Raw genomic sequence first — 18,833 nt, forward strand, 5'->3', positions numbered from 1 at the left:
AGGAGTCCGAATTACCAATTCATCTCTCGATCCTCGGCCGGCTGCGGACGCCCGCGCAAACGAGCACGCCGCGAAGAACGACATGCCCGACGCGGCTGCACCGCGCCCGGAGCCGCCGCAGATCGTCGTCGGCCGGAGCGAAGGCGTCGCGATGTGGACGAAGGACACCCGGCTGATCTGCATCAAGCAACTGCCGTTGCCCGGTATCGTCATCTTCGTGCATGGCGTGAACTCCGAAGGCGAATGGTTCGAGGCCTCCGAGCAGGGACTGTGCAACGGCCTGAACCGCCGTCTCGGGCGGCTGGACGATCAGTTGAAGTATCACGGCATCGATGCCGGGCAGCTGGTGCCTGCCAAGTACACGGAAAGCGTGACGCCGGACGGGTTCCTGAATCCGAAACTGCTCGCGGACAACTACGTCAAGTCCGATCCGTCGTTTTCACCGGTCATTCATTTCCGATGGGGCTATCGGGCGACAACCCAGGAATTGAAAGAGTACGGCGACAAGATTTTCCTGAACGAGAAGGACTATTGGGGCGGCGGTCCGTTCACGAACGGCTGCGCGAGCCTACCCGACCTCTGGCACGGCGGCCTCGACGACCGGGCGGCCGGGTGGATAACCGTGCAGGGGATCAACCCGACCAACCGACCGCTGTACCGCGCACCGCCCCGCGCGTATGGCGTGCTCGCGGCGTTGCGCCTTGCGAAGTTGATCGAGTCGATTCGCCGCATGCAGGCCGACGTACCGATTACCGTCGTGTGCCATAGCCAGGGCAACATCGTGGGCCTGACGGCGGCGTTCTTCGGCGATGCGCTGCCCGATGTCGAAGATCCGTGGGGACGCCACGGGCATTGCGTGGCGGACGCCTACGTGCTGGCGAATGCGCCGTACAGCCTTGCGCGTGCGGACGGTCCGAATCCATCCGATACGTTCATGGATACCTGGTCACAACGCGCGACCAAGGACGGCGAGGGCCGTCGCGGACGGCAGACCTACGCCGCGCGCACGAAAACGTTCGGCAAGTTTCTGTCGATCATCGGCACGCGAAAAGCCTATGAACGCTCCGCCGACAAGATCGATGAAGACATGGCCAACGAACGGGTATCGCCGACCAGCAAGCGGTCTTTTGCGGCACAAGAGGATCGGGTCCGCCACGGCCTGAACGAATTGACGTACGGTCGCGTCACCGCGTATTGCTGTCCGCACGACCAGGTGATTTCGGCGGTCACGGTTCAAGGCATCGGCTGGCGCGGCATCGACAGGAACGAACTGAACGATATCGGTGTCCCCGGCGTGCTGACGCAGCGTGTCTTCGCCTCCGGCTTCCAGGTTGGCGTGCAGGAGCGCTATCGGTATTGGGAAGATGACTGGCGGCATGGCAAAAAGGGAACGACGTCGGGATTCTGGTATCCGCCTTCGCCGCCTGCCAAATTCAACCTCATCGGTGCACTCAAGGGAAACGAGTCCGTGTTCGGGGTGGCGGCCACGCTTGCATCCGCGCCGATCATGTTTTTCGTGACCCAGATCAGCTCGGCATTGAATATGTTCCGCGTGAACGCCAATCCGCCGAAGGGCTGGACCGTGGTGGCGGACGCTCCGGCACTCGACGAACCGTTCCCGCCGAAGGCGTTGCGGTTCGGCAAGTCCATCGAAACGAAGGACGGCAATGCGACAAGCGACTTCAACGAAGGCAACGATCCGCCGGCCGCATGGCGCGACGCAAGCAAGAGCGAGGCAGACAAACGTGCGGACGATCCCTACGACCAGTACAACGCGAAGAACGACGATAGCGTCGCGCAAGGTACGGCGGAGAGCGAAGCCGGACAGCGTTATGAGGACCGCGCGTTGATGCGGATGGAGGCCCGGCGCACGCTGAATACGGAATGGCTCGACGGTGATGGCCACGTGATCGGCGAGGACGGCAAGAGCGAAATGCCAGAGGGCTACAAGGAATGGCGCGATAAGCAGATTGTCGATTGGCTCGATCGTGGTGCGACCAACAGCCCGACGAACCATTCCACGACGATGACCAATCCGGAGCATGCCAAAAAGGCGCTTGCGTACGATGTGGCGATCGGGCGGTGCTACCTGACGCCCGAGCAAATGAAAGCACTCCGGATTGAAGCCGATTGGCGGATGGGAGACGGTATTCCCGACGGCAACCCGAACAAGAAATACGCAGAGTACTTTGTACGCGGAGAGCTTGACGAGCTTCCGATGCACGAATGGATACATGCAGAGAGCAGTGAAGGCTCGATGCCGGACACGATCACGGATGAACGGGAAGGTCAGTTCTATCTGAACGTCGGGGGAGCAAGATGAAAGCACTGATCGCTACATGGCCGCGACGTGCCGCTGTTTCGGTCGCTGCATGGATGATCGCAGCCGTACTCATGGCTTCACTGATGGCTCACGTAGAGCAACCGGACCCGACCCCACTGGAAATAGGAGATTGGATGAAACGATTTGTATTCGTGCCCAGCTTGGCTGCGCTCATGGTGCTCCTGTTCACCACGGCCACGGCACGGTCAGCGCACGCGGCACCCGCTACGGAACCCGTAACTCATGCGGTGCTGTCCGCGGAAGAAGCAGCGAAGCCGTTCGTGGCACAGGTTTCAGGTTTGATCTGGTTGAATCCATTGCAACGCATGGACTACCCGACCGAATGGCAATTGTTGTGGACGCAGGGACTCGTGTCTCCGAACAAGAACGACGACATGGTACGGACCGATCCGAAGTCCTTCACAACGCTTCAATCGATTGGCGCGCTGGTATATGGCAACGAAGGTGCAGAAACATTTAGAGGCTTCTATCGCAAGTACATGACCAAGTTCCCGCTGCTGCTTCGCTCACGCTATGCAAGCAACGCGAAATACTTCTACACGGTCAAACCTGATGACAAGAAAGGCTGGCGCGAACTGGCCGGCATCCGCGTCGAGCTTGCGATTCCGGAACGACTTGACGCGTCCGAATCGCAAAGCTATTTGCGGGACTCCATTCGAAAGACGTTTTCGATCGGCAATCCGTATTTTCCAACCATGTGGAGCCGAAACACGCTTCCCGATGTCCAGATCACGCAAGGCGGGCCGAACGCCGGCTTCACCTCGCTGAACAGCGCGTTGGACTACCTGCAGGCGAACCCCGACGAGACCGTCTGGGTAGTGAACTGGGACGCACCCAACTTCCCGCCCACGGATGCACAGATCAACGAGAACCTTGTCGTGCTGTTCCTCGCCGGCCCTACCTTCAACACCGAGCGAGAACCGCTCGCCTGGATCGGCAAGGCTGCGACCGGCAACGCGCATGATTTTCCGCAGAAGGTCGGCACGACCCGCGCCGTGCAGGCGTGGAAGGCGACCATCGACCAAGCGGCACGCAACGCCGGCATCGCGGCCCCCGACGTCAACTACATCGTTCACGACGCAGGCAAAGGCAGCGACGCATCGTCGGCACGTCTTGCCGCGCTCGCGCAGACCTTGACGGAAACGCTTCCCGAATACGACCACCACAAACAGACGTTCAACACGGCCGCCCTACTCGGCGACATGGGAACCGGCAGCGCATTGACCGACGTCGCGCTCGCCATCGGCCGGATCAATCACTACGGCGGCAACGCATTGGTCGCCGGCACGACCGACCCCGAGCATCCCGTCGCGGTTGTCGTCATGCCACCGTCGAAACTCACACCGATCGATCCCGACAAGGACTGGTTCCGTGCACGCGGCGGAAACAATGCCTACCTGCCGTGGTGGGGACGCCGACACGATACAAATTACGGCATGCAGGGTTATTCATGGTGATGCGCACCGGCGCGGCAAATCGCTTCGTCCGAACGTGATCGCCGCGTCAGACCATTTGGAGGATGGAATCCCATGCGGGGAATTATCCGGGTAGCAGATACGCATACCCACGGCGGCCGGGTCGAATCCGGCGCCCTAAAAAGCACGGTGATGGGGCGTGCGGTCGCCCGTATCGGCGACCCATGCTCGTGTCCAATTCATGGCGCTTGCACGATTGCCGAAGGCGACACGGCATTCAAGGTCGAAGGTCAAGATTCTGCCTTCGATGGTCACAAGACTTCATGCGGCGCGACCTTGATTTCTTCACTTCACACTTCCGGGCGAGTTTGAATGCAAAAAACCCGACGCATGACTGTCGAACAGTTCCGTCTGTTGCGCATGCAAAATACACGAATCAAGCCCTTGAACCAGTGGGCCCTGCACGAGATTTTCGTCAAGGGCCGATCACAACGGGCTGTGGCGGCGGAAGTCGGCATGACGTGTTCCGCGATGTCGCAGCTTGTACGGAAGGTGTGGCAGCGGTATCTGGAGCTACCGGGAAACCGCACGCACCTCACCACCCTCACGATCACGATCCCGGCCAGATATGAGCCCGCACTCCAGGCATGGGTGCGGGATGCATATCGATTGGCGATTCAGAATGAACAGAATACGGCGACCTGATCGATTCCAGCCCCGGAACTTCTCTCAAACCCAATTCACAACGGTTTCTACGTCACATGAAGTTTTCGATCAATCCCGATGCGGCACGGTACGCGACGATCGTATCGATCGTCTCCGCCGGCATTTCCATCGTTTCGGCGTGGTTCGCTCACGAGGCGATGAAAAGTAACGAACTCGTGTACCGACCCTATGTGGTGGCAACCCAGCACTTTGACGACTCCGAAAACAGACGCGGCATCTATCTTTCAAATGCAGGGCTGGGACCGGCCATTATCAAGGACATGACCGTGACGATCGGAACCCGAAAATACACCGGCCTCGGTCCCAGTATCTGGTCGCGCGTCCAGTCCGATGCGGGCGTCGGCGCCACGGGATGCTTCAGGACCGGCTGGCCGCGTCCCGACGATCCGCTGAAAGCCGGCGAGATCGTACCGCTTCTGGCCTTGTCGGATAAGGCGTCACCTTCATGCCTGCCCATCCTGCTCAAGTTACTGGCCATGAACGATATCGCCATCGATATCCAGTACGAATCCGTTCACGGAACGGCGTTCTCCTCGACGCGCGACGTCGGCATTCACGATCCCGACGCAACGCAGATCGCACGCCAATATGACGACATCGAACGGCGCATGGCTGACCTGATCAAGGGCATGGATGCCATGCACGCTCCGCACGCGGCGTCCTCTGCGCAGCCCTGAATGCTGCTCGCGGCACTGCCGATCGCGTTGCGTGTCGGCGTGCCGGCGCCGCAATCCGGCGCTCGGGCCGGGCCGGCATTCCATCTCTGAGACCGGCGGAGAATATCCGGCGCTTGCAGCAGCTTCGCCGCGATGCGTGGCAAGCCAGCCGCTCCCGGGCAATCGATACGGCACCAGCCTTCGCATCGTGCTGCCCTCGGCAGCACGCGGCAGCGCGACGTCTTCGACGCTTCACCGCACATTCAGCCCAGCGGAGACCACGCCTCCGGCAGGCAAATCGTCGACGTGGCCCGCTCGATCTGCTGCGGTCCGCCTTTGGGCGGCCAAAGCCCTTCGGCATAGTGGCGCGCTCGCAATGCCATGCGCTCCTCCAGGCTCGAGAATCCCCAGAGATGGGCAATGCGAGGCGGGCCATCCATCGCGTACAGGTTCGCGACGAGATGAGACGTATAGGCTTCGGCCGGGCCGACGGCCTGCTCCCACGCGGCGATCGTCGGCGCGATTCCGGCCGGCTTGAGCCAATAGCGGCGAAATTCGTAGAACCTGCCGAGTTTCGACGGCTCGATCGCGGGCAGGAACGGAAAAAGTTCGTAGGTTTCCATGCTGAGACCCACATCGTCACCGCCGATATTGAACGGCCCGCCGCTCATCAACGCGCGACGGCGCTCCTGCTGCAGTGCGTCGCTATCGTCGAAGCCTCGCAACACGACGATCTGCCCCAATTCGCCGATTTCCGAACGCCATGCGCCAAGGAGACGCCCCGCGGCCCCAGGATCCGTTACCCATCGATGCGCACCCGCGGAAACGGCATCCTGCTCCAGCAGCAAACACGACAACGTCGTCAGTTCATACTGCATCTCGACAATCCCTCGCAAAATGGGCTTCGGACACGGAAATCGCCCCCGCCCGCCGTCAGAAAATAAATTCCCCCAATCCACATCCAGATAAAACGTTATTCCATATCAAGCTGAATACACGACCAACTTTGGATCCTTTTTCCCGCCTGTCCCCCGTATCATTTCTTCCATTCCGAAAGAAAAGAGTATGAGAAGGACATGAGCGACACCACCACGCTGCACTACCTCGACTACGCGGCCACGACGCCCGCCGATCCGCGCGTGATCGAAGCGATGACGGCCTGCCTTGGCTTCGACGGCATCTTCGGCAACCCGGCCTCGAGCTCGCACGCCGCCGGCCGGCTGGCAAAAGACAAGGTCGAGCAGGCACGCGCGCAAGTCGCCGCGCTGATCGGCGCGGACGCCGACGAGATCGTCTGGACGTCGGGTGCCACGGAATCGAACAACCTCGCGCTGAAGGGCTACGCGGAAAACGCGACCGGCAAGCGCCACCTGATCACGAGCCGCATCGAGCACAAGGCCATTCTCGACACGATGGCGAACCTGTCGAAGCACGGCGCGTCGGTCACGTTCCTGACGCCCACGCGCGACGGCGAGATCACCGCCGACGCGGTCGCCGCCGCCATCGGCCCCGATACGGGCCTCGTGTCGCTGATGCTCGTGAACAACGAGCTCGGCACGCTGACCGATATTGGCGCAATCTCGCGCATCGTGCATGACGCGGGCGCGCTGCTCCACGTCGACGCCGCGCAAGCACTCGGCAAGACGCCGATCGACGTGCGCGCGCTCGGCATCGACATGCTGTCGATGTCCGCGCACAAGGTGTACGGCCCGAAGGGCATCGGCGCGCTGTTCGTCCGCCGCGACATCGCGGACCGGATCGCGCCGCAGATTCACGGCGGCGGGCATGAACGCGGCTTGCGTTCCGGGACGCTCGCGACGCATCAGATCGTCGGCATGGGCGTTGCATGCGAACTGGCCGCTGAAAAGCTCGATGGCGAAGCTGCACGCATCGCGGCACTTGGCGCCCGCCTGACGGACGCACTGGTCGCGCTCGGCGATGTCACGCAAAACGCGGCCACGGCACGCCGGATCCCGCACACGTTGAGCCTGACCGTGAATGCGCCGGGCTTCTTCCCGTTCATGCTCGGCGAAGCGCTCGCCGTGTCGTCGACGTCCGCATGCAACTCGACCAGCGGCGCGCCGTCCCACGTGCTGACCGCGATCGGCCTCGATGCTGAGACGGCTGGCCGCACCGTGCGCGTGAGCTTCGGCCGCTTCACGACGGAGCAAGACGTCGACTTCGCGATCGCCTGTTTCCGCCAGGCGATCGAACAGTGTCGCGCGACGGCAGCGAACGGCTTCTCCGCGTCGCGACAGATCACGCCGGCCGACCTGAAGGCGATCCGCAATGCCGGCTTCCGCTCGGTCATCTGCAACCGGCCCGACGGCGAAGGCGACGCGCATCCGGCGTTCGATGAAATCGCCGCGGCGGCCCGTGAACTGGGCCTCGAAGCACGCTACCTGCCGGTCGAGCGCGACCGCATCGGCGAGGCTGAGATCGACGCATTCGGTGCGCTGGTCGACACGCTGCAGAAGCCGGTACTCGCGTACTGCCGCAGCGGCAACCGCTCCGGCCTGCTGTGGAATCGCTGGTCCGCCCGGCGCACGGCCACGACCTCGGCCTGACCGGGAACACCGCCCCGTTACGCTCCGCCCCCGGCGCTCGCGCACGAAGCAGATACTTCGATGCACGGCCGCCGGATGCCGGCGGCGATTGAAGTCACCTCAGTCTCCCTCATCCCCGCTCACCGGCGTATAGATCGCCAGCTTCAGCGCGGGATCGTCGTTTGCCTGGAACGTCGCGTATTCATAGCGCTGCGCGCCACGTTTTGCATGCGCGAACACCTTCTGCCCTGACACACCGCTGCGCACGTCATGCGCATCCCACCATTGCGCGAACTCGCTGCTGCTCGTGCACAAGCGCTCCACCAGCGCGATGAACGCCGGATCGCTCGCATGGAGGTCGTGGCTCGCGCGAAACAGCGCGATCATCCGGCGTGCCTCGTCGGCCCAGCTCGCGGCGAAGAGTTGCCGTGCGTGCGGCTCGACGAACATGTAGACGAGGATGTTGCGGTCAACTTCCGCGAGCCGGTCGAAGCCGAGCAGGTCGGCCGCCGCGACATTCCACGCGAGGATGTCCCAGCGCCGCCCGGTCACGTAGGCGGGCTGATTCAGGTTCGCCACGAGCCGCGCGATGGAAGGCGGCACGCGCTCCCGCACGAACGCCCGCGACTCGTCACGCCGCGCGAGCGCGCGCAGGTGGGTGGCCTCGGCCTTGTCCAGCCTCAACGCGCGCGCCAGCGCATCAAGCGTCGCATCCGACGGGCTGACGTCGCGCCCCTGCTCGAGCCGCACATACCAGTCGACGCCAATGCCGGCCAGTTCCGCGACCTCCTCCCGCCGCAGGCCGGGCGTGCGCCGTCGCGGGCCATCGTGCAGGCCGACGGCATCCGGGCGCAGCTTCTTGCGCCTCGAGCGCAGGAAATCGCCGAACGGGGTTCGCGTAGTGACGGTCATCGGGTGCGCTCCGTGCAGGGTGGTATCGGGCAATCCTGGGTTCGTGCCGGACCTTGTTGCGGATTCTAAGCCTGCCAGAATCGGCTCGCCCCTCACACTCAGGAAACGTCATGAAAGCTGCGATTCTGAAGTCGCTCGGCATGCCGCTCGCGATCGAAACGATGCCGGACCCGGTGCTCGGCACCGGCGAGGTCATCGTGGATGTCGTGGCGACGCCGGTGTTGCCCTACGCGCAGGAAGTGTTCAGCGGTGAGCGCCGCTATCCGATCGAGCTGCCGATCGTGCCCGGCTGCGGCGCAATCGGCCGGGTCCGGCAAAGCGGCCCCGACGCGACGCGGTTGCAGCCGGGCGACTGGGTGTTCTGCGATCCGACCGTGCGCTCGCGCGACGATGCGCGGATGCCCGACATCGTGTTGCAGGGTTGGAGCGCACGCGGCGAAGGCGGCCAGCAGTTGCAGCGCCATTTTCACGATGGGCCGTTTGCCGAACGGGTGCGCGTGCCGACCGAGAACGCGGTACGCATCGGCGATCTCGCACCGGCCGACGCCGCGCGCTGGTGTGCGCTCAATACGCTGCTCGTGCCGTACGGCGGGCTGCTCGCGTCCGATCTGCGCGCGGGCGAGATCGTGCTCGTGAGCGGCGCGACCGGCCACTTCGGCAGCGCATGCATCGCGGTGGCGCTGGCGATGGGCGCGCGGTGCGTGGTCGCGCCCGGCCGCAATGCGGGTGTGCTCGCGGATCTCGCGCGCCGCTTCGGCGAACGCGTGCGCATCGTCGAGCTGACCGGGGACGAAGCCACGGATCGCACCAGCATGCAGCAGGCAGCACCGGGGCCGATCGACTGCGTGATCGACCTGATGCCGCCGTCGGTGCCGACGACGACGGTACGCGCCGCGGTAATGGCGGTACGGCCCTACGGGCGCGTGGTGCTGATGGGCGGCGTCGGCATGCTCGGCGGTGCAGGGCTGGAGCTGCCGTACCCGTGGATCATGCGCAACGACATCACGCTGCGCGGCAAGTGGATGTACCCGACCGAAGCCGTGACGCTGATGGCGGGGCTCGTCCGCGGCGGGTTGCTCGATCTCGGACATTTCGACGTGACGCGGTTCACGCTCGACGACGCGAACGACGCAGTCGCGCATGCGGCGGCGAACGGCGGGCCGTTCAGGATGACGGTAATTGCGCGTTGATGCCGGCGCTCGGCGGACGCGTCGCCCTCACGCGCCATATGCATCCAGCGCCTTCAACGGCACATGCAGGCTCTCGTTCGCGGCAAACGCATCGAGCAGGTAGTCGACCGTCGCCTGTACGCGCGAAGCCTTCAATGCGCGATGCGGATACTGCATCGCCATTTCGTAGGTACCGGGCAAATGATGACGGTGCAGCAGCACCTTCAGCGAGCCGGCGCGCAGATGCGCCCACGCGAGGTGCACCCCGACTTGCGCGATGCCCAGGCCATCACGGGCGGCCTGCAGCACGGCCTCCGGCGCGGAAAACGTCAGCAGCGCCGTTTCGCCCGGATCGACCGCCACGATGCTCCCGCCACGCATCCTGAAGCTCCACGTCGAGACCGCGCCGCCAAGAAACCGGCGCGCGATCAGCCGGTGCGTACCGAGTTCGTCCGGCGCTCGCGGAATGCCGTGACGCGCCAGGTACGCGGGCGACGCAACCAGCACCGTATTCATGCGAAAGACCGGGCGCGACACCAGCGCGGAATCGTGGATGTTGCCGCCGCGGATGACGATATCGTAGCCGTCGCGCACGACGTCGACGATCCGGTCGTCGAAATCGGCCTCCACCGACAAACCGGGGTAACGCGCCAGCAATCCGGGCAGCACCGGTTGCAGATGCTCGCGCCCGAACGCGGCGCTGGTCGAAATGCGTACGCGTCCTTGCGGCCCGAGCCGCTGCGCGACGATGCTGTCGACCGCCGAATCGAGCGCGTCCAGTGCGACGCGCGCCTGACGCAGGAACACGCTGCCTTCGTCGGTGAGCTTCAGCGTGCGCGTGGTGCGGTTCATCAGCCGCACGCCGAGCGCCTGCTCGAGGCCGGCGACGTTCTTGCTGACGGCCGCCGACGTGATGCCGAGCATGCGCCCGGCCGCCGCAAAGCTGCCGCCGTCGGCCGCATGCACGAACGACAGGATCGCCCGCGTCCGCTGTGACAAATCCAAAGCAGCCTCCTTCGATCGATGCATTGCACGGTACACCTTCGCCTGGCGCCGATTATCAACCTGAAGTTGAGAGCGACTCAACCCGGACCCAACTTCCGGTTGCGACCCGCGCTGCCCACAATGCGGCCATCGTTCAACGAACTGCAAAGGAATCCCCATGCTTGCCACCATCGTTTTCGACAGCGGTCACGGTCACACCGAGCGACAGGCGCAAGCCGTCGCGGAAGGCGTGCGTCGCGTTCCCGGCGCGGAAGTCCGGCTCGTCGCGGTCGCCGACGGCGCGATTCCGTGGGAGGCGCTCGCCGCGAGCGACGCGATCATCTTCGGCTCGCCGACGTACAACGGCTCGATCAGTTCGCGGCTCAAGAAATTCATGGAAGACTCGACGCGCCCTGCGTGGATTCCGCAAACCTGGCGCAACAAGATCGCGGCCGGTTTCACCAACTCCGGCGCGCAGCACGGCGACAAGCTGAACTCGCTGATGACGATGACGCTGTTCGCGGCGCAGCACGGGATGATCTGGGTCGGGCTCGACCTGTTCGCCGGCACCGCGGCGAACGAGCGCAACCGGATCGGCGGCTGGCTCGGCGCGATGGCGCAGTCCGACGACGTGTCGCCGGAACTGTCGCCGATCGCAAGCGACCTCGAAACCGCCGCGCATCTCGGGCAGCGTGTCGCCGAACTGGCGTCGCGGTTCGCGGCCGGCGCGTAAGCAGCACACCGTTCACCAGGAAATCGCCATGAGACTGCTGTGCCTCGACGTCCCGCTGCCCGGCGCCAGCCCGGACACGTATCAGCCGCATCTGCTCGACGAAGTGCGCTACGGCTGGCAACTGCTCAAGCGCGGGGTCGTCCGCGATATCTACTTCCGTCAGGATCGCCCCGGCGTCGCGATCATGGCGGAGTGCGATTCGATCGAAAGCGCCCGCGAAGCGCTGCGCGAGTTTCCGCTGGCGAAGGCCGGGCTGATCGACTGGGACATCATTCCGCTTGGCGCGTTTCTCGGCTGGGAAGCGCTGTTTGCGACGGACCACGCGTGATCTTCGCGTCGACGGTGTGACGCGAATACGTCGCTCACTCAGGCTTCGATCGGGTCAGCCCGGGCGCCGGTGAAATCCGTCACAATGGCCGTCGTGTCCGTCACCCGAACTCCGAATGCCCTGCCCGTCGAATTCCCGCGCGGGGAAACGCGCCGACGCTGATGCCCGTTCAGCCAACACCCCGTGCGCCTGGCGGCGTGTCAGCCGGGCCGCCGCGCTGCTGCTTGCCGCGAGCGTCGCCGCGTGCGACGCGACGCCGGTACCGGACCGGCTCTCGGACTTCGACGCGACCTACGCGATGAAGGAGCGGTTCGGCCTCGGCGACGTCATGGTGATTCTCGGGTCCTGCATCGGCGCGAAAAACCCGACTTACCCGGGCCAGGCGGCCTGCACGCTGGTCATCTACGCGAACGGCCACGGGACGGAAACGCAGGCCGATTTCCACTGGAACGGGACGAAATGGGCAGCCGAGCCCACCGAGTCGCGGGATCTCCTGCCCTACCCCGATCCGGCGCTCGCAGAATGGGTGAAGTGAGCGCCGCGCACGACGGCCGCTACTTCGGATACTCCAGCAGCAGCGCGACCCAGCCCGATGTCGCCTCGCCGTAGCGGGCCGCGATGTCGCCGAGCACGCCGGGAAGCACCGCTTCGCCACGCCGACCGGCCGGCATCGTCACGCGCGCGTGACGGACATTCGGCGGCTGCGCCAGCAACCGCAGCCCGTGCCTCGACGCGATCACGCGCGCGTCCGCCGTCGCGACGACGTCACTGCGCCAGGTTCGCGCCCACGCGTCGGCAGTCAACGCAACCGGAAGCTCGTCAAACCCGTTTTCGACCGGAAGATCGAACGTCTCGTGCCGCCAGAACGCGACGCGATTCGTCAACGCGACCGCCACCGCACGCGCAGTCAACGCAAACCGACGGCCGTCGTGAACGTCGCTCCATGCCTGCGCGCCGACGCGCCGCGCGGTCTCGCGCGCCGCTGCCGGCCCGGCCAGCGCACTCACCAAGGCCAGCGACGCGGGTATCGACGCCGATACGCCGGTCGTCGTCATGACGTTGCCGTCCATCACGTAGCGGCGATCGTCGATCCAGGTCGTGTCGGCAAAGCGGCGGCGCAGGCCATCACGCGAATACCAGTGGGCCGTCGCCGTGCGATGCCGCAGCAGGCCCGCATTCGCGAGGACTTCCGCGCCATCGCAGATCGCCACCATCGTCGCGCCGGCAGCGGCCTGCTTGCGCAACCACGCCAATACGGCCGGACTGTCCGCGCGATGCAGCGCCGGCACGATCACGACATCGGCCCCCGCAGGCGTTGCGGCATCGAACCGTTCGAAGGTCGTATCGGCCAGCATGCGCAGCGCGGGCATCAGTTCGACCTCGCCTTCGTCGGCCGACACGGCGATGACATCGGCCGCACCGGACGTCTTCAGAATCGCGTACGGCACGATGAAATCGGTCGTCTCCGTTCCAGCGTTGTCCGCGACGATCGCAACGAGCGGCCGCGTGCGGCCCGCCTTCGGCGCGCCGATCGTCAGCACTTGTGCGGCCGGCAGTGCGTCCTCCGCCATCGCCGGTGCCGTCCGCCCCGCTACGCACACACCCAGCATCGCGCACACGAACAGCACTGCGCCGCCTGTCTTCCCTACCCGCATCGTCCCCCCGCATCCGTCGATTGCATGTCCGGAAAATTACAAGGATCATGCTCGCGGTCACAAGGACAACTCCACCGCACTTTCCGCCATGTCCCAGTCAACCTGCCCGGCGCGCGACATCGTTGTCGTCGGCTTCGAAGGCGTCCAGTCGCTCGACATCACGGGCCCGATGGAAGTGTTCGCGGTCGCGAACCGTTACCTGCCCGACCATGTCGTGCCGTACCGGCTCACGCTCGCGTCGCAACACGGGGATGACATCGTCACGCACGCGGGCCTGCGCCTCGCCGGTACCGCCGCGCTCGCGGCACTGCCGGAGCGGATCGACACGATCGTCGTGGCCGGCGGCGATGAAGCGGCGCTGCGACACGCGGCGTCGGAAGCCGGCGTGCTGCCGTGGCTGCGCACGCGAATCGCAAACACGCGGCGCATCGCGAGCATCTGCACGGGGGCGTTCGTGCTCGCCGCGGGCGGATGGCTGGACGGCAAGCGCGCGACCACGCACTGGAACCAGTGCGCGGCGCTACAGGCGCTCTGCCCCGGCGCGCGGATCGAACCGGACGCGATCTACGTGAGCGATCCGCCGTTCCATACGTCGGCCGGCGTGACGGCCGGCATCGATTTGTGTCTGGCGCTCGTCGAGGCGGATTGCGGCGCGCCGACCGCGCTCGCGGTCGCACGCGAACTCGTGCTGTTCATGCACCGGCCCGGCGGACAGGCGCAGTTCAGCGTCGGGCTCGGCTCGCTCGCCCACGCGACGCCGCGCATGCGCGCCCTGCTCGCCGAGATCGCCGACGATCCGGCCGGCGATCTCGGCGTCGCCACGCTGGCCGCCCGCATGCACATGAGCGAACGGACGTTTGCGCGCAATTTCCTCAAGGAGACCGGACTGTCGCCCGCGCAGTACGTGCTGGCAGCGCGCGTCGAGCGCGCGAAGGCGCTGCTGGAGCGGGCCGACTGGCCAATCGAACGGATCGCGGAACGTTCGGGCTTCGGCAGTATCGACGCACTGCAGCGCGCGTTTGCGAAGCAGGTCGGCGTATCGCCGCGCGACTATCGCGCGCGCTTCGGACCACGACACGACAAGCCGCGGGCGGAATAGGCCGCCACCCGGTTCGGCATGCGTGCGGGGCCGCTTCACGGCGGCGATCGCCTGTCGGCACATGCGGCGCATCCGTCGCGCGCCCTGTCATCCGGACGCCGAGACGGGCCAGCCGGCCCGCATCCGGTGCTCGTATCCGGAATTTCACTACGTTGCCGAAATCTGATAGAGCCGGGAGATTTGATTTCATACCGTTCACGCATCGGACTGGAAAGCGATTGCCGGTTTCCCCACGGCATCGCGAGCCGCCGACGAATCCCAGGAGCGGGCCAGGTTGCTTGGCCCGGGCGGCGATGACGGTCCTGCCACGCAGGACATTCGTGACGGAGCGACCATGGATGCAAAATTCCAGCCTGATTCAGGCACCGACAGTGACGTAAGCCTGCTGCACAAGATGGGCTATGCACAGGAACTGTCGAGACGTATGAGCGGTTTCTCGAACTTCGCGGTTTCGTTTTCGGTGATCTGCATCCTGTCGGGCGGCATTACCGCGTTTCAACTCGCCTTTTCCGCGACGGGCGGTGCGTCGGTCGGCCTCGGCTGGCCACTGGGCTCGCTGTTCGCGCTGATCGTCGCCGTATCGATGTCGCAAATCGCGTCCGCCTTCCCGACGGCCGGCGGCCTCTATCACTGGGGCGCGATCCTCGGCGGGAAGAAATGGGGGTGGATGACCGCGTGGATCAACCTGATCGGGCTGATCTTCGTGATCGCCGCGATCAATTTCGGCACCTACGATCCATTCTTCAAGACACTGATCGCACCGATGTTCGGCGTCAGCCCGGACAGCCTGACCTGGTGGCATCAGACGGCGTTCATCGCGTTCATCACGATCTCGCAGGCGATCCTGAATGCCCGTGGCATCAAGATCGCGAGCAAGATCACCGACCTGTCGGGCTACCTCATCTTCGTGGTGACGATCGCGCTGGTGGTGTCGCTGCTCTACTACTCGCCGGTCGCGTTCGATGCGCATCGGCTGGTGACGTTCACCAATTTCACCGGCGTCGACGGCGGTGCATGGCCGAAGCAGGCCACGCCGCTCGCGTTCCTGTCCGGCCTGTTGCTCGTGACCTACACCATCACCGGCTTCGACGCGTCCGCCCACACGTCGGAAGAGACGCACGATGCGGCCAGGAACGTGCCGCGCGGCATCATCGGGTCGGTGTTCTGGTCCGCGGTGTTCGGCTATGTGATGGTGTGCGCGTTCGTGCTGGTGATGCCCGACCTCACCGCCAGCATGAAACAGGGCACCGGCTTTTTCGAAGCGATCCTCGCGCCGATTCCGAAGGCGTTGCGCGTCACCCTCGAGCTCGCGATGTTCTTCATCAACTACGTGTGCGGGCTCGCCGCGATCATGTCGACGTCGCGGATGGTGTACGCCTTTGCACGCGACGGCGGGCTGCCGGCGTCGAAACTGCTGCGCAGCGTGAGCCCGACGCACCGGACCCCCGGCCCCGCAATCTGGACGTGCGCGGTGCTCGCGATCGTCGTCACGCTGTACGGCGATGCGTTCTCGGTGCTGAGCGCCGGCAGCGCGGTGTTCCTGTTCATCTCGTATGCGATGCCGATCGGCTCCGGGATGCTGGCCGAAGGCCGCTCGTGGACCGACAAGGGCCCGTTTCAACTGGGGATCTGGTCGAAGCCGTGTGCGCTGCTCGCGCTGGTCGGCGCCTGTGTGCTCGCGTATGTCGGTATCCAGCCGCCGAACGAGAAGGTGCTGTACGTGCTCGTCGGTTTCGTCGTGGTGCTGATGGTGATCTGGTACGGCTTCGGCGTGCGCAACACGTTCGCAGGGCCGCCGGTGCTGAAGGACACGCGCAATCTCGACCGCATCCGCGAACTCGAGGCGAACGTCGATCCGACTGCCTGAAGCGGCTTCGAAACAGGCTGATAAAAAAAACCGACTCGCTGGCTCAATGCCGCGAGTCGGTTTTTTCATGTCTACGCGCAACGACGAGACTCAACCGCGTTGCAGCGGTTGAATCTTGCGGGCATCAGCCGTAGACGGGGAAACGCTTCGTCAGTTCGGCAACCTGCCCGCGCACACGCTCGAGCGTGGCCGCATCTTCCGGCGCTTCCAGCACATCGGCGATCAGGTTGCCGACGATCTCGGCTTCCTTCACGCCAAACCCGCGCGTCGTCATCGCCGGCGAGCCCAGGCGAATGCCGCTCGTCACGAACGGCTTTTCCGGATCGTTCGGGATCGCGTTCTTGTTCACCGTGATGTGTGCCACGCCCAGCGCTGCTTCCGCTGCCTTGCCGGTAATGTTCTTCGCGCGCAAGTCCACCAGCATCACGTGGCTTTCCGTACGGCCCGACACGATCCGCAGGCCACGCTTCACCAGCGTTTCAGCCAGTACGCGTGCGTTCTCGACCACCTTCTCCTGGTACGCCTTGAACTCCGGCGACAGCGCTTCCTTGAACGCCACCGCCTTGCCCGCGATCACGTGCATCAGCGGGCCGCCCTGGATGCCCGGGAAGATTGCCGAGTTGATCGGCTTCTCGTACTCGGCCTTCATCAGGATCACGCCGCCGCGCGGGCCGCGCAGGCTCTTGTGCGTCGTCGTCGTCACGAAGTCCGCGTGCGGCACCGGGTTCGGGTACACGCCTGCCGCGATCAGGCCCGCATAGTGGGCCATGTCGACCATCAGGTACGCGCCGACCGACTTCGCGATCTTCGCCAGACGCTCGAAATCGATCTTCAGCGAGAACGCCGACGCGCCCGCGACGATCAGCTTCGGCTTGTGTTCCTGCGCGAGCTTCTCGGCTGCTTCGTAGTCAATGTCTTCGTTTTCGTTCAGGCCGTAGCTCACCACGTTGAACCACTTGCCCGACATGTTCACGGGCGAGCCGTGCGTCAGGTGGCCGCCGTGCGCGAGGCTCATGCCCATGATCGTGTCGCCCGGCTTGAGCATCGCGAAGAACACGCCCTGGTTCGCCTGCGAACCCGAGTTCGGCTGCACGTTCGCGCTTTCCGCGCCGAACAGCTGCTTCACGCGGTCGATCGCCAGCTGCTCGACCACATCAACGTATTCGCAGCCGCCGTAGTAGCGCTTGCCCGGATACCCTTCCGCGTACTTGTTCGTGAGTTGCGAGCCCTGCGCGGCCATTACGGCCGGGCTCGTGTAGTTTTCCGACGCGATCAGCTCGATGTGATCTTCCTGGCGACGGTTTTCCTGCTCGATCGCGGCAAAAAGTTCCGGATCGACGTTGGCAACGGTGCTGGTGGTGCGGTTGAACATGATGATTGACCAGTTGAGAGTGAATGACTGACCGCGGCTTGCCGGCTGCATGGTGTTTCGGCCTTCGCATTCCACCAGACACGCTCCCGTGCCGATAGAAGGATTGCGACAATCCGCTAGGACGCACCGCGCGCCGGGCACGCAAAAAAAATCGAAGGGTCGCATCGCTGCGACACCTTCGACGGAACTTGCCGGCCGGGCAGGCGTGAGGCCTGCCCTTCAGCTTCTTGCGAGCAACAACAATCAGACGGCGGAGAAGCAGTTGTCGACGAACAGATGCGTACCGTTGACGAAGCTCGACTCGTCGGACGCGAGGAACAGCGCGGCCGCCGCGACTTCCGACGGCTCGCACAACCGGCCTTGCTGAACCGCGATCGCTGCCTCGGTCGCATCGACACCCATCGCCTGCAGATCCCTGAGTTCGCGCATCCCGTGCGGCGTGCGGATGAACCCCGGCGCGAGCGCGTTGCACCGAATGCCGCGATCGCGATACTCGACCGCAATCGCCCGCGCGAACATGTGGCACGCGCCCTTGGTCGCGTCGTACAGCACCTCGCCCGGCGTCGCGCACACCGCGGAAATCGACGACGTGCAGACGATGCTGCCCCGCCCCTTCTCCAGCATCTGCGGCAGCACCGCCTTCGTCATCAGGAACATGCTCTTCACGTTCACGCCCATCAGCCAGTCCCATTCCGACTCCTCGATGTCGAGGAACGGTTTGACGATCAGCGTGCCGGCGTGATTGAACAGGATGTCCGCGTTGCCGTACTGCTCACGCGCGGCGCTCACGGCCTGCTGGACTTCCGCCTGTTTCGACACGTCGGCGCCGAGGCCGATCGCCTGCAGGCCCGCGTCGCGCAGCCGGGATGCGAGCGTTTCGGCGGCGTCGCCGTCGCGGTCGATGATCGCGACCTTCGCGCCCTGTGCGGCGAACAGTTCGGACGCCGCGCCGCCGCAGCCACCGGCGCCGCCGCTCACGATGGCGACCTTGCCGGCCAGGCGGCCGTCAATCTTGACATTCATGTGT

At 64.8% G+C, this 18,833-nt stretch carries 18 protein-coding genes; 12 read left to right on the top strand and 6 right to left on the bottom strand.

Annotation, left to right across the window (positions count from 1 at the left end; translation table 11 throughout):
- Positions 1–82 precede the first annotated feature (82 nt).
- The 5 genes from LGN19_RS28580 (at position 83) to LGN19_RS28600 (ending at position 5,162) form a co-directional block, all read left to right on the top strand.
- On the top strand, positions 83–2,323 hold the full coding sequence (locus LGN19_RS28580; protein WP_226218434.1) for a DUF3274 domain-containing protein: 2,241 nt from the start codon (positions 83–85) through the stop codon (positions 2,321–2,323).
- Positions 2,320–3,801 carry a virulence factor gene (locus LGN19_RS28585; protein WP_226218436.1) on the top strand — a complete coding sequence of 494 codons (1,482 nt, stop codon included), beginning with the start codon at positions 2,320–2,322 and terminating at the stop codon, positions 3,799–3,801. The genes LGN19_RS28580 and LGN19_RS28585 overlap by 4 nt, the downstream gene beginning before the upstream one ends.
- Positions 3,802–3,873: 72 nt before the next feature.
- Positions 3,874–4,131, top strand: coding sequence for a PAAR domain-containing protein (locus LGN19_RS28590; protein ID WP_174959052.1), 258 nt, complete (start codon positions 3,874–3,876; stop codon positions 4,129–4,131).
- Entirely contained in the window at positions 4,132–4,464 is a 333-nt protein-coding gene (locus LGN19_RS28595) for a TrfB-related DNA-binding protein (RefSeq protein WP_174959050.1), read from the top strand.
- Positions 4,465–4,520: 56 nt separating this feature from the next.
- A complete protein-coding gene (locus tag LGN19_RS28600) occupies positions 4,521–5,162 on the top strand; it encodes a hypothetical protein (RefSeq protein ID WP_226218438.1) in 642 nt (213 codons plus the stop codon).
- 242 nt (positions 5,163–5,404) lie between these two features.
- Here LGN19_RS28600 and LGN19_RS28605 read toward each other — a convergent pair whose 3' ends face one another.
- The gene (locus LGN19_RS28605) at positions 5,405–6,019 is read right to left on the bottom strand and encodes an NIPSNAP family protein (protein ID WP_226218440.1); all 615 of its coding nucleotides are present in this window, start codon (positions 6,017–6,019) and stop codon (positions 5,405–5,407) included.
- A gap of 198 nt (positions 6,020–6,217) precedes the next feature.
- Here LGN19_RS28605 and LGN19_RS28610 point away from each other — a divergent pair, with 198 nt between their 5' ends.
- Positions 6,218–7,708: an aminotransferase class V-fold PLP-dependent enzyme gene (locus tag LGN19_RS28610; RefSeq protein ID WP_226218441.1), complete on the top strand. Its 1,491-nt coding sequence runs from the start codon at positions 6,218–6,220 to the stop codon at positions 7,706–7,708.
- A gap of 99 nt (positions 7,709–7,807) precedes the next feature.
- On the opposite strand, the gene LGN19_RS28615 is transcribed toward LGN19_RS28610, so the two are convergent.
- A complete protein-coding gene (locus LGN19_RS28615; protein ID WP_226218443.1) occupies positions 7,808–8,599 on the bottom strand; it encodes a helix-turn-helix transcriptional regulator in 792 nt (263 codons plus the stop codon).
- A gap of 110 nt (positions 8,600–8,709) precedes the next feature.
- On the opposite strand from LGN19_RS28615, the gene LGN19_RS28620 reads away from it, so the two are divergent.
- On the top strand, positions 8,710–9,789 hold the full coding sequence (locus LGN19_RS28620) for an alcohol dehydrogenase catalytic domain-containing protein (protein ID WP_226218445.1): 1,080 nt from the start codon (positions 8,710–8,712) through the stop codon (positions 9,787–9,789).
- A 27-nt stretch (positions 9,790–9,816) separates the two neighbouring features.
- Here LGN19_RS28620 and LGN19_RS28625 read toward each other — a convergent pair whose 3' ends face one another.
- Positions 9,817–10,773: a LysR family transcriptional regulator gene (locus LGN19_RS28625; protein ID WP_226218447.1), complete on the bottom strand. Its 957-nt coding sequence runs from the start codon at positions 10,771–10,773 to the stop codon at positions 9,817–9,819.
- Between the two features lie 157 nt (positions 10,774–10,930).
- Here LGN19_RS28625 and LGN19_RS28630 point away from each other — a divergent pair, with 157 nt between their 5' ends.
- The 3 genes from LGN19_RS28630 (at position 10,931) to LGN19_RS28640 (ending at position 12,348) form a co-directional block, all read left to right on the top strand.
- On the top strand, positions 10,931–11,485 hold the full coding sequence (locus LGN19_RS28630; protein ID WP_089453793.1) for a flavodoxin family protein: 555 nt from the start codon (positions 10,931–10,933) through the stop codon (positions 11,483–11,485).
- A gap of 28 nt (positions 11,486–11,513) precedes the next feature.
- The gene (locus LGN19_RS28635) at positions 11,514–11,813 is read left to right on the top strand and encodes a superoxide dismutase (RefSeq protein ID WP_175017189.1); all 300 of its coding nucleotides are present in this window, start codon (positions 11,514–11,516) and stop codon (positions 11,811–11,813) included.
- A gap of 115 nt (positions 11,814–11,928) precedes the next feature.
- Complete coding sequence (locus LGN19_RS28640) at positions 11,929–12,348, top strand: hypothetical protein (protein ID WP_226218449.1); 420 nt, start codon at positions 11,929–11,931, stop codon at positions 12,346–12,348.
- A gap of 19 nt (positions 12,349–12,367) precedes the next feature.
- Here LGN19_RS28640 and LGN19_RS28645 read toward each other — a convergent pair whose 3' ends face one another.
- A complete protein-coding gene (locus tag LGN19_RS28645; protein ID WP_226218451.1) occupies positions 12,368–13,468 on the bottom strand; it encodes a DJ-1/PfpI family protein in 1,101 nt (366 codons plus the stop codon).
- Between the two features lie 88 nt (positions 13,469–13,556).
- On the opposite strand from LGN19_RS28645, the gene LGN19_RS28650 reads away from it, so the two are divergent.
- Together LGN19_RS28650 and LGN19_RS28655 are read left to right on the top strand one after the other, a co-directional pair.
- Complete coding sequence (locus LGN19_RS28650) at positions 13,557–14,567, top strand: GlxA family transcriptional regulator (protein WP_226218452.1); 1,011 nt, start codon at positions 13,557–13,559, stop codon at positions 14,565–14,567.
- 334 nt (positions 14,568–14,901) lie between these two features.
- On the top strand, positions 14,902–16,434 hold the full coding sequence (locus LGN19_RS28655; protein ID WP_226218454.1) for an amino acid permease: 1,533 nt from the start codon (positions 14,902–14,904) through the stop codon (positions 16,432–16,434).
- Positions 16,435–16,558: 124 nt separating this feature from the next.
- Here the strand turns inward: LGN19_RS28655 and glyA are convergent, their stop codons facing one another.
- Together glyA and LGN19_RS28665 are read right to left on the bottom strand one after the other, a co-directional pair.
- Positions 16,559–17,806 carry a serine hydroxymethyltransferase gene (gene glyA, locus LGN19_RS28660; protein WP_226218455.1) on the bottom strand — a complete coding sequence of 416 codons (1,248 nt, stop codon included), beginning with the start codon at positions 17,804–17,806 and terminating at the stop codon, positions 16,559–16,561.
- Positions 17,807–18,049: 243 nt separating this feature from the next.
- A complete protein-coding gene (locus tag LGN19_RS28665) occupies positions 18,050–18,829 on the bottom strand; it encodes an SDR family NAD(P)-dependent oxidoreductase (RefSeq protein ID WP_046549150.1) in 780 nt (259 codons plus the stop codon).
- Positions 18,830–18,833: the final 4 nt, after the last annotated feature.

The organism is Burkholderia sp. AU30198 (genome assembly GCF_020419825.1).
In the GTDB taxonomy this organism is placed as follows: Bacteria; Pseudomonadota; Gammaproteobacteria; order Burkholderiales; family Burkholderiaceae; genus Burkholderia.

What these genes read in the sequence shown, in the direction of transcription:
- LGN19_RS28615 (WP_226218443.1), bottom strand. Translation starts at nt 8,599, where the DNA reads ATGACCGTCACTACGCGAACCCCGTTCGGCGATTTCCTGCGCTCGAGG.
- LGN19_RS28640 (WP_226218449.1), top strand. Translation starts at nt 11,929, where the DNA reads ATGCCCTGCCCGTCGAATTCCCGCGCGGGGAAACGCGCCGACGCTGAT.
- LGN19_RS28620 (WP_226218445.1), top strand. Translation starts at nt 8,710, where the DNA reads ATGAAAGCTGCGATTCTGAAGTCGCTCGGCATGCCGCTCGCGATCGAA.
- LGN19_RS28655 (WP_226218454.1), top strand. Translation starts at nt 14,902, where the DNA reads ATGGATGCAAAATTCCAGCCTGATTCAGGCACCGACAGTGACGTAAGC.
- LGN19_RS28600 (WP_226218438.1), top strand. Translation starts at nt 4,521, where the DNA reads ATGAAGTTTTCGATCAATCCCGATGCGGCACGGTACGCGACGATCGTA.
- LGN19_RS28650 (WP_226218452.1), top strand. Translation starts at nt 13,557, where the DNA reads ATGTCCCAGTCAACCTGCCCGGCGCGCGACATCGTTGTCGTCGGCTTC.
- LGN19_RS28610 (WP_226218441.1), top strand. Translation starts at nt 6,218, where the DNA reads ATGAGCGACACCACCACGCTGCACTACCTCGACTACGCGGCCACGACG.
- LGN19_RS28665 (WP_046549150.1), bottom strand. Translation starts at nt 18,829, where the DNA reads ATGAATGTCAAGATTGACGGCCGCCTGGCCGGCAAGGTCGCCATCGTG.
- LGN19_RS28630 (WP_089453793.1), top strand. Translation starts at nt 10,931, where the DNA reads ATGCTTGCCACCATCGTTTTCGACAGCGGTCACGGTCACACCGAGCGA.
- glyA (WP_226218455.1), bottom strand. Translation starts at nt 17,806, where the DNA reads ATGTTCAACCGCACCACCAGCACCGTTGCCAACGTCGATCCGGAACTT.
- LGN19_RS28580 (WP_226218434.1), top strand. Translation starts at nt 83, where the DNA reads ATGCCCGACGCGGCTGCACCGCGCCCGGAGCCGCCGCAGATCGTCGTC.
- LGN19_RS28635 (WP_175017189.1), top strand. Translation starts at nt 11,514, where the DNA reads ATGAGACTGCTGTGCCTCGACGTCCCGCTGCCCGGCGCCAGCCCGGAC.
- LGN19_RS28590 (WP_174959052.1), top strand. Translation starts at nt 3,874, where the DNA reads ATGCGGGGAATTATCCGGGTAGCAGATACGCATACCCACGGCGGCCGG.
- LGN19_RS28605 (WP_226218440.1), bottom strand. Translation starts at nt 6,019, where the DNA reads ATGCAGTATGAACTGACGACGTTGTCGTGTTTGCTGCTGGAGCAGGAT.
- LGN19_RS28585 (WP_226218436.1), top strand. Translation starts at nt 2,320, where the DNA reads ATGAAAGCACTGATCGCTACATGGCCGCGACGTGCCGCTGTTTCGGTC.
- LGN19_RS28595 (WP_174959050.1), top strand. Translation starts at nt 4,132, where the DNA reads ATGCAAAAAACCCGACGCATGACTGTCGAACAGTTCCGTCTGTTGCGC.
- LGN19_RS28645 (WP_226218451.1), bottom strand. Translation starts at nt 13,468, where the DNA reads ATGCGGGTAGGGAAGACAGGCGGCGCAGTGCTGTTCGTGTGCGCGATG.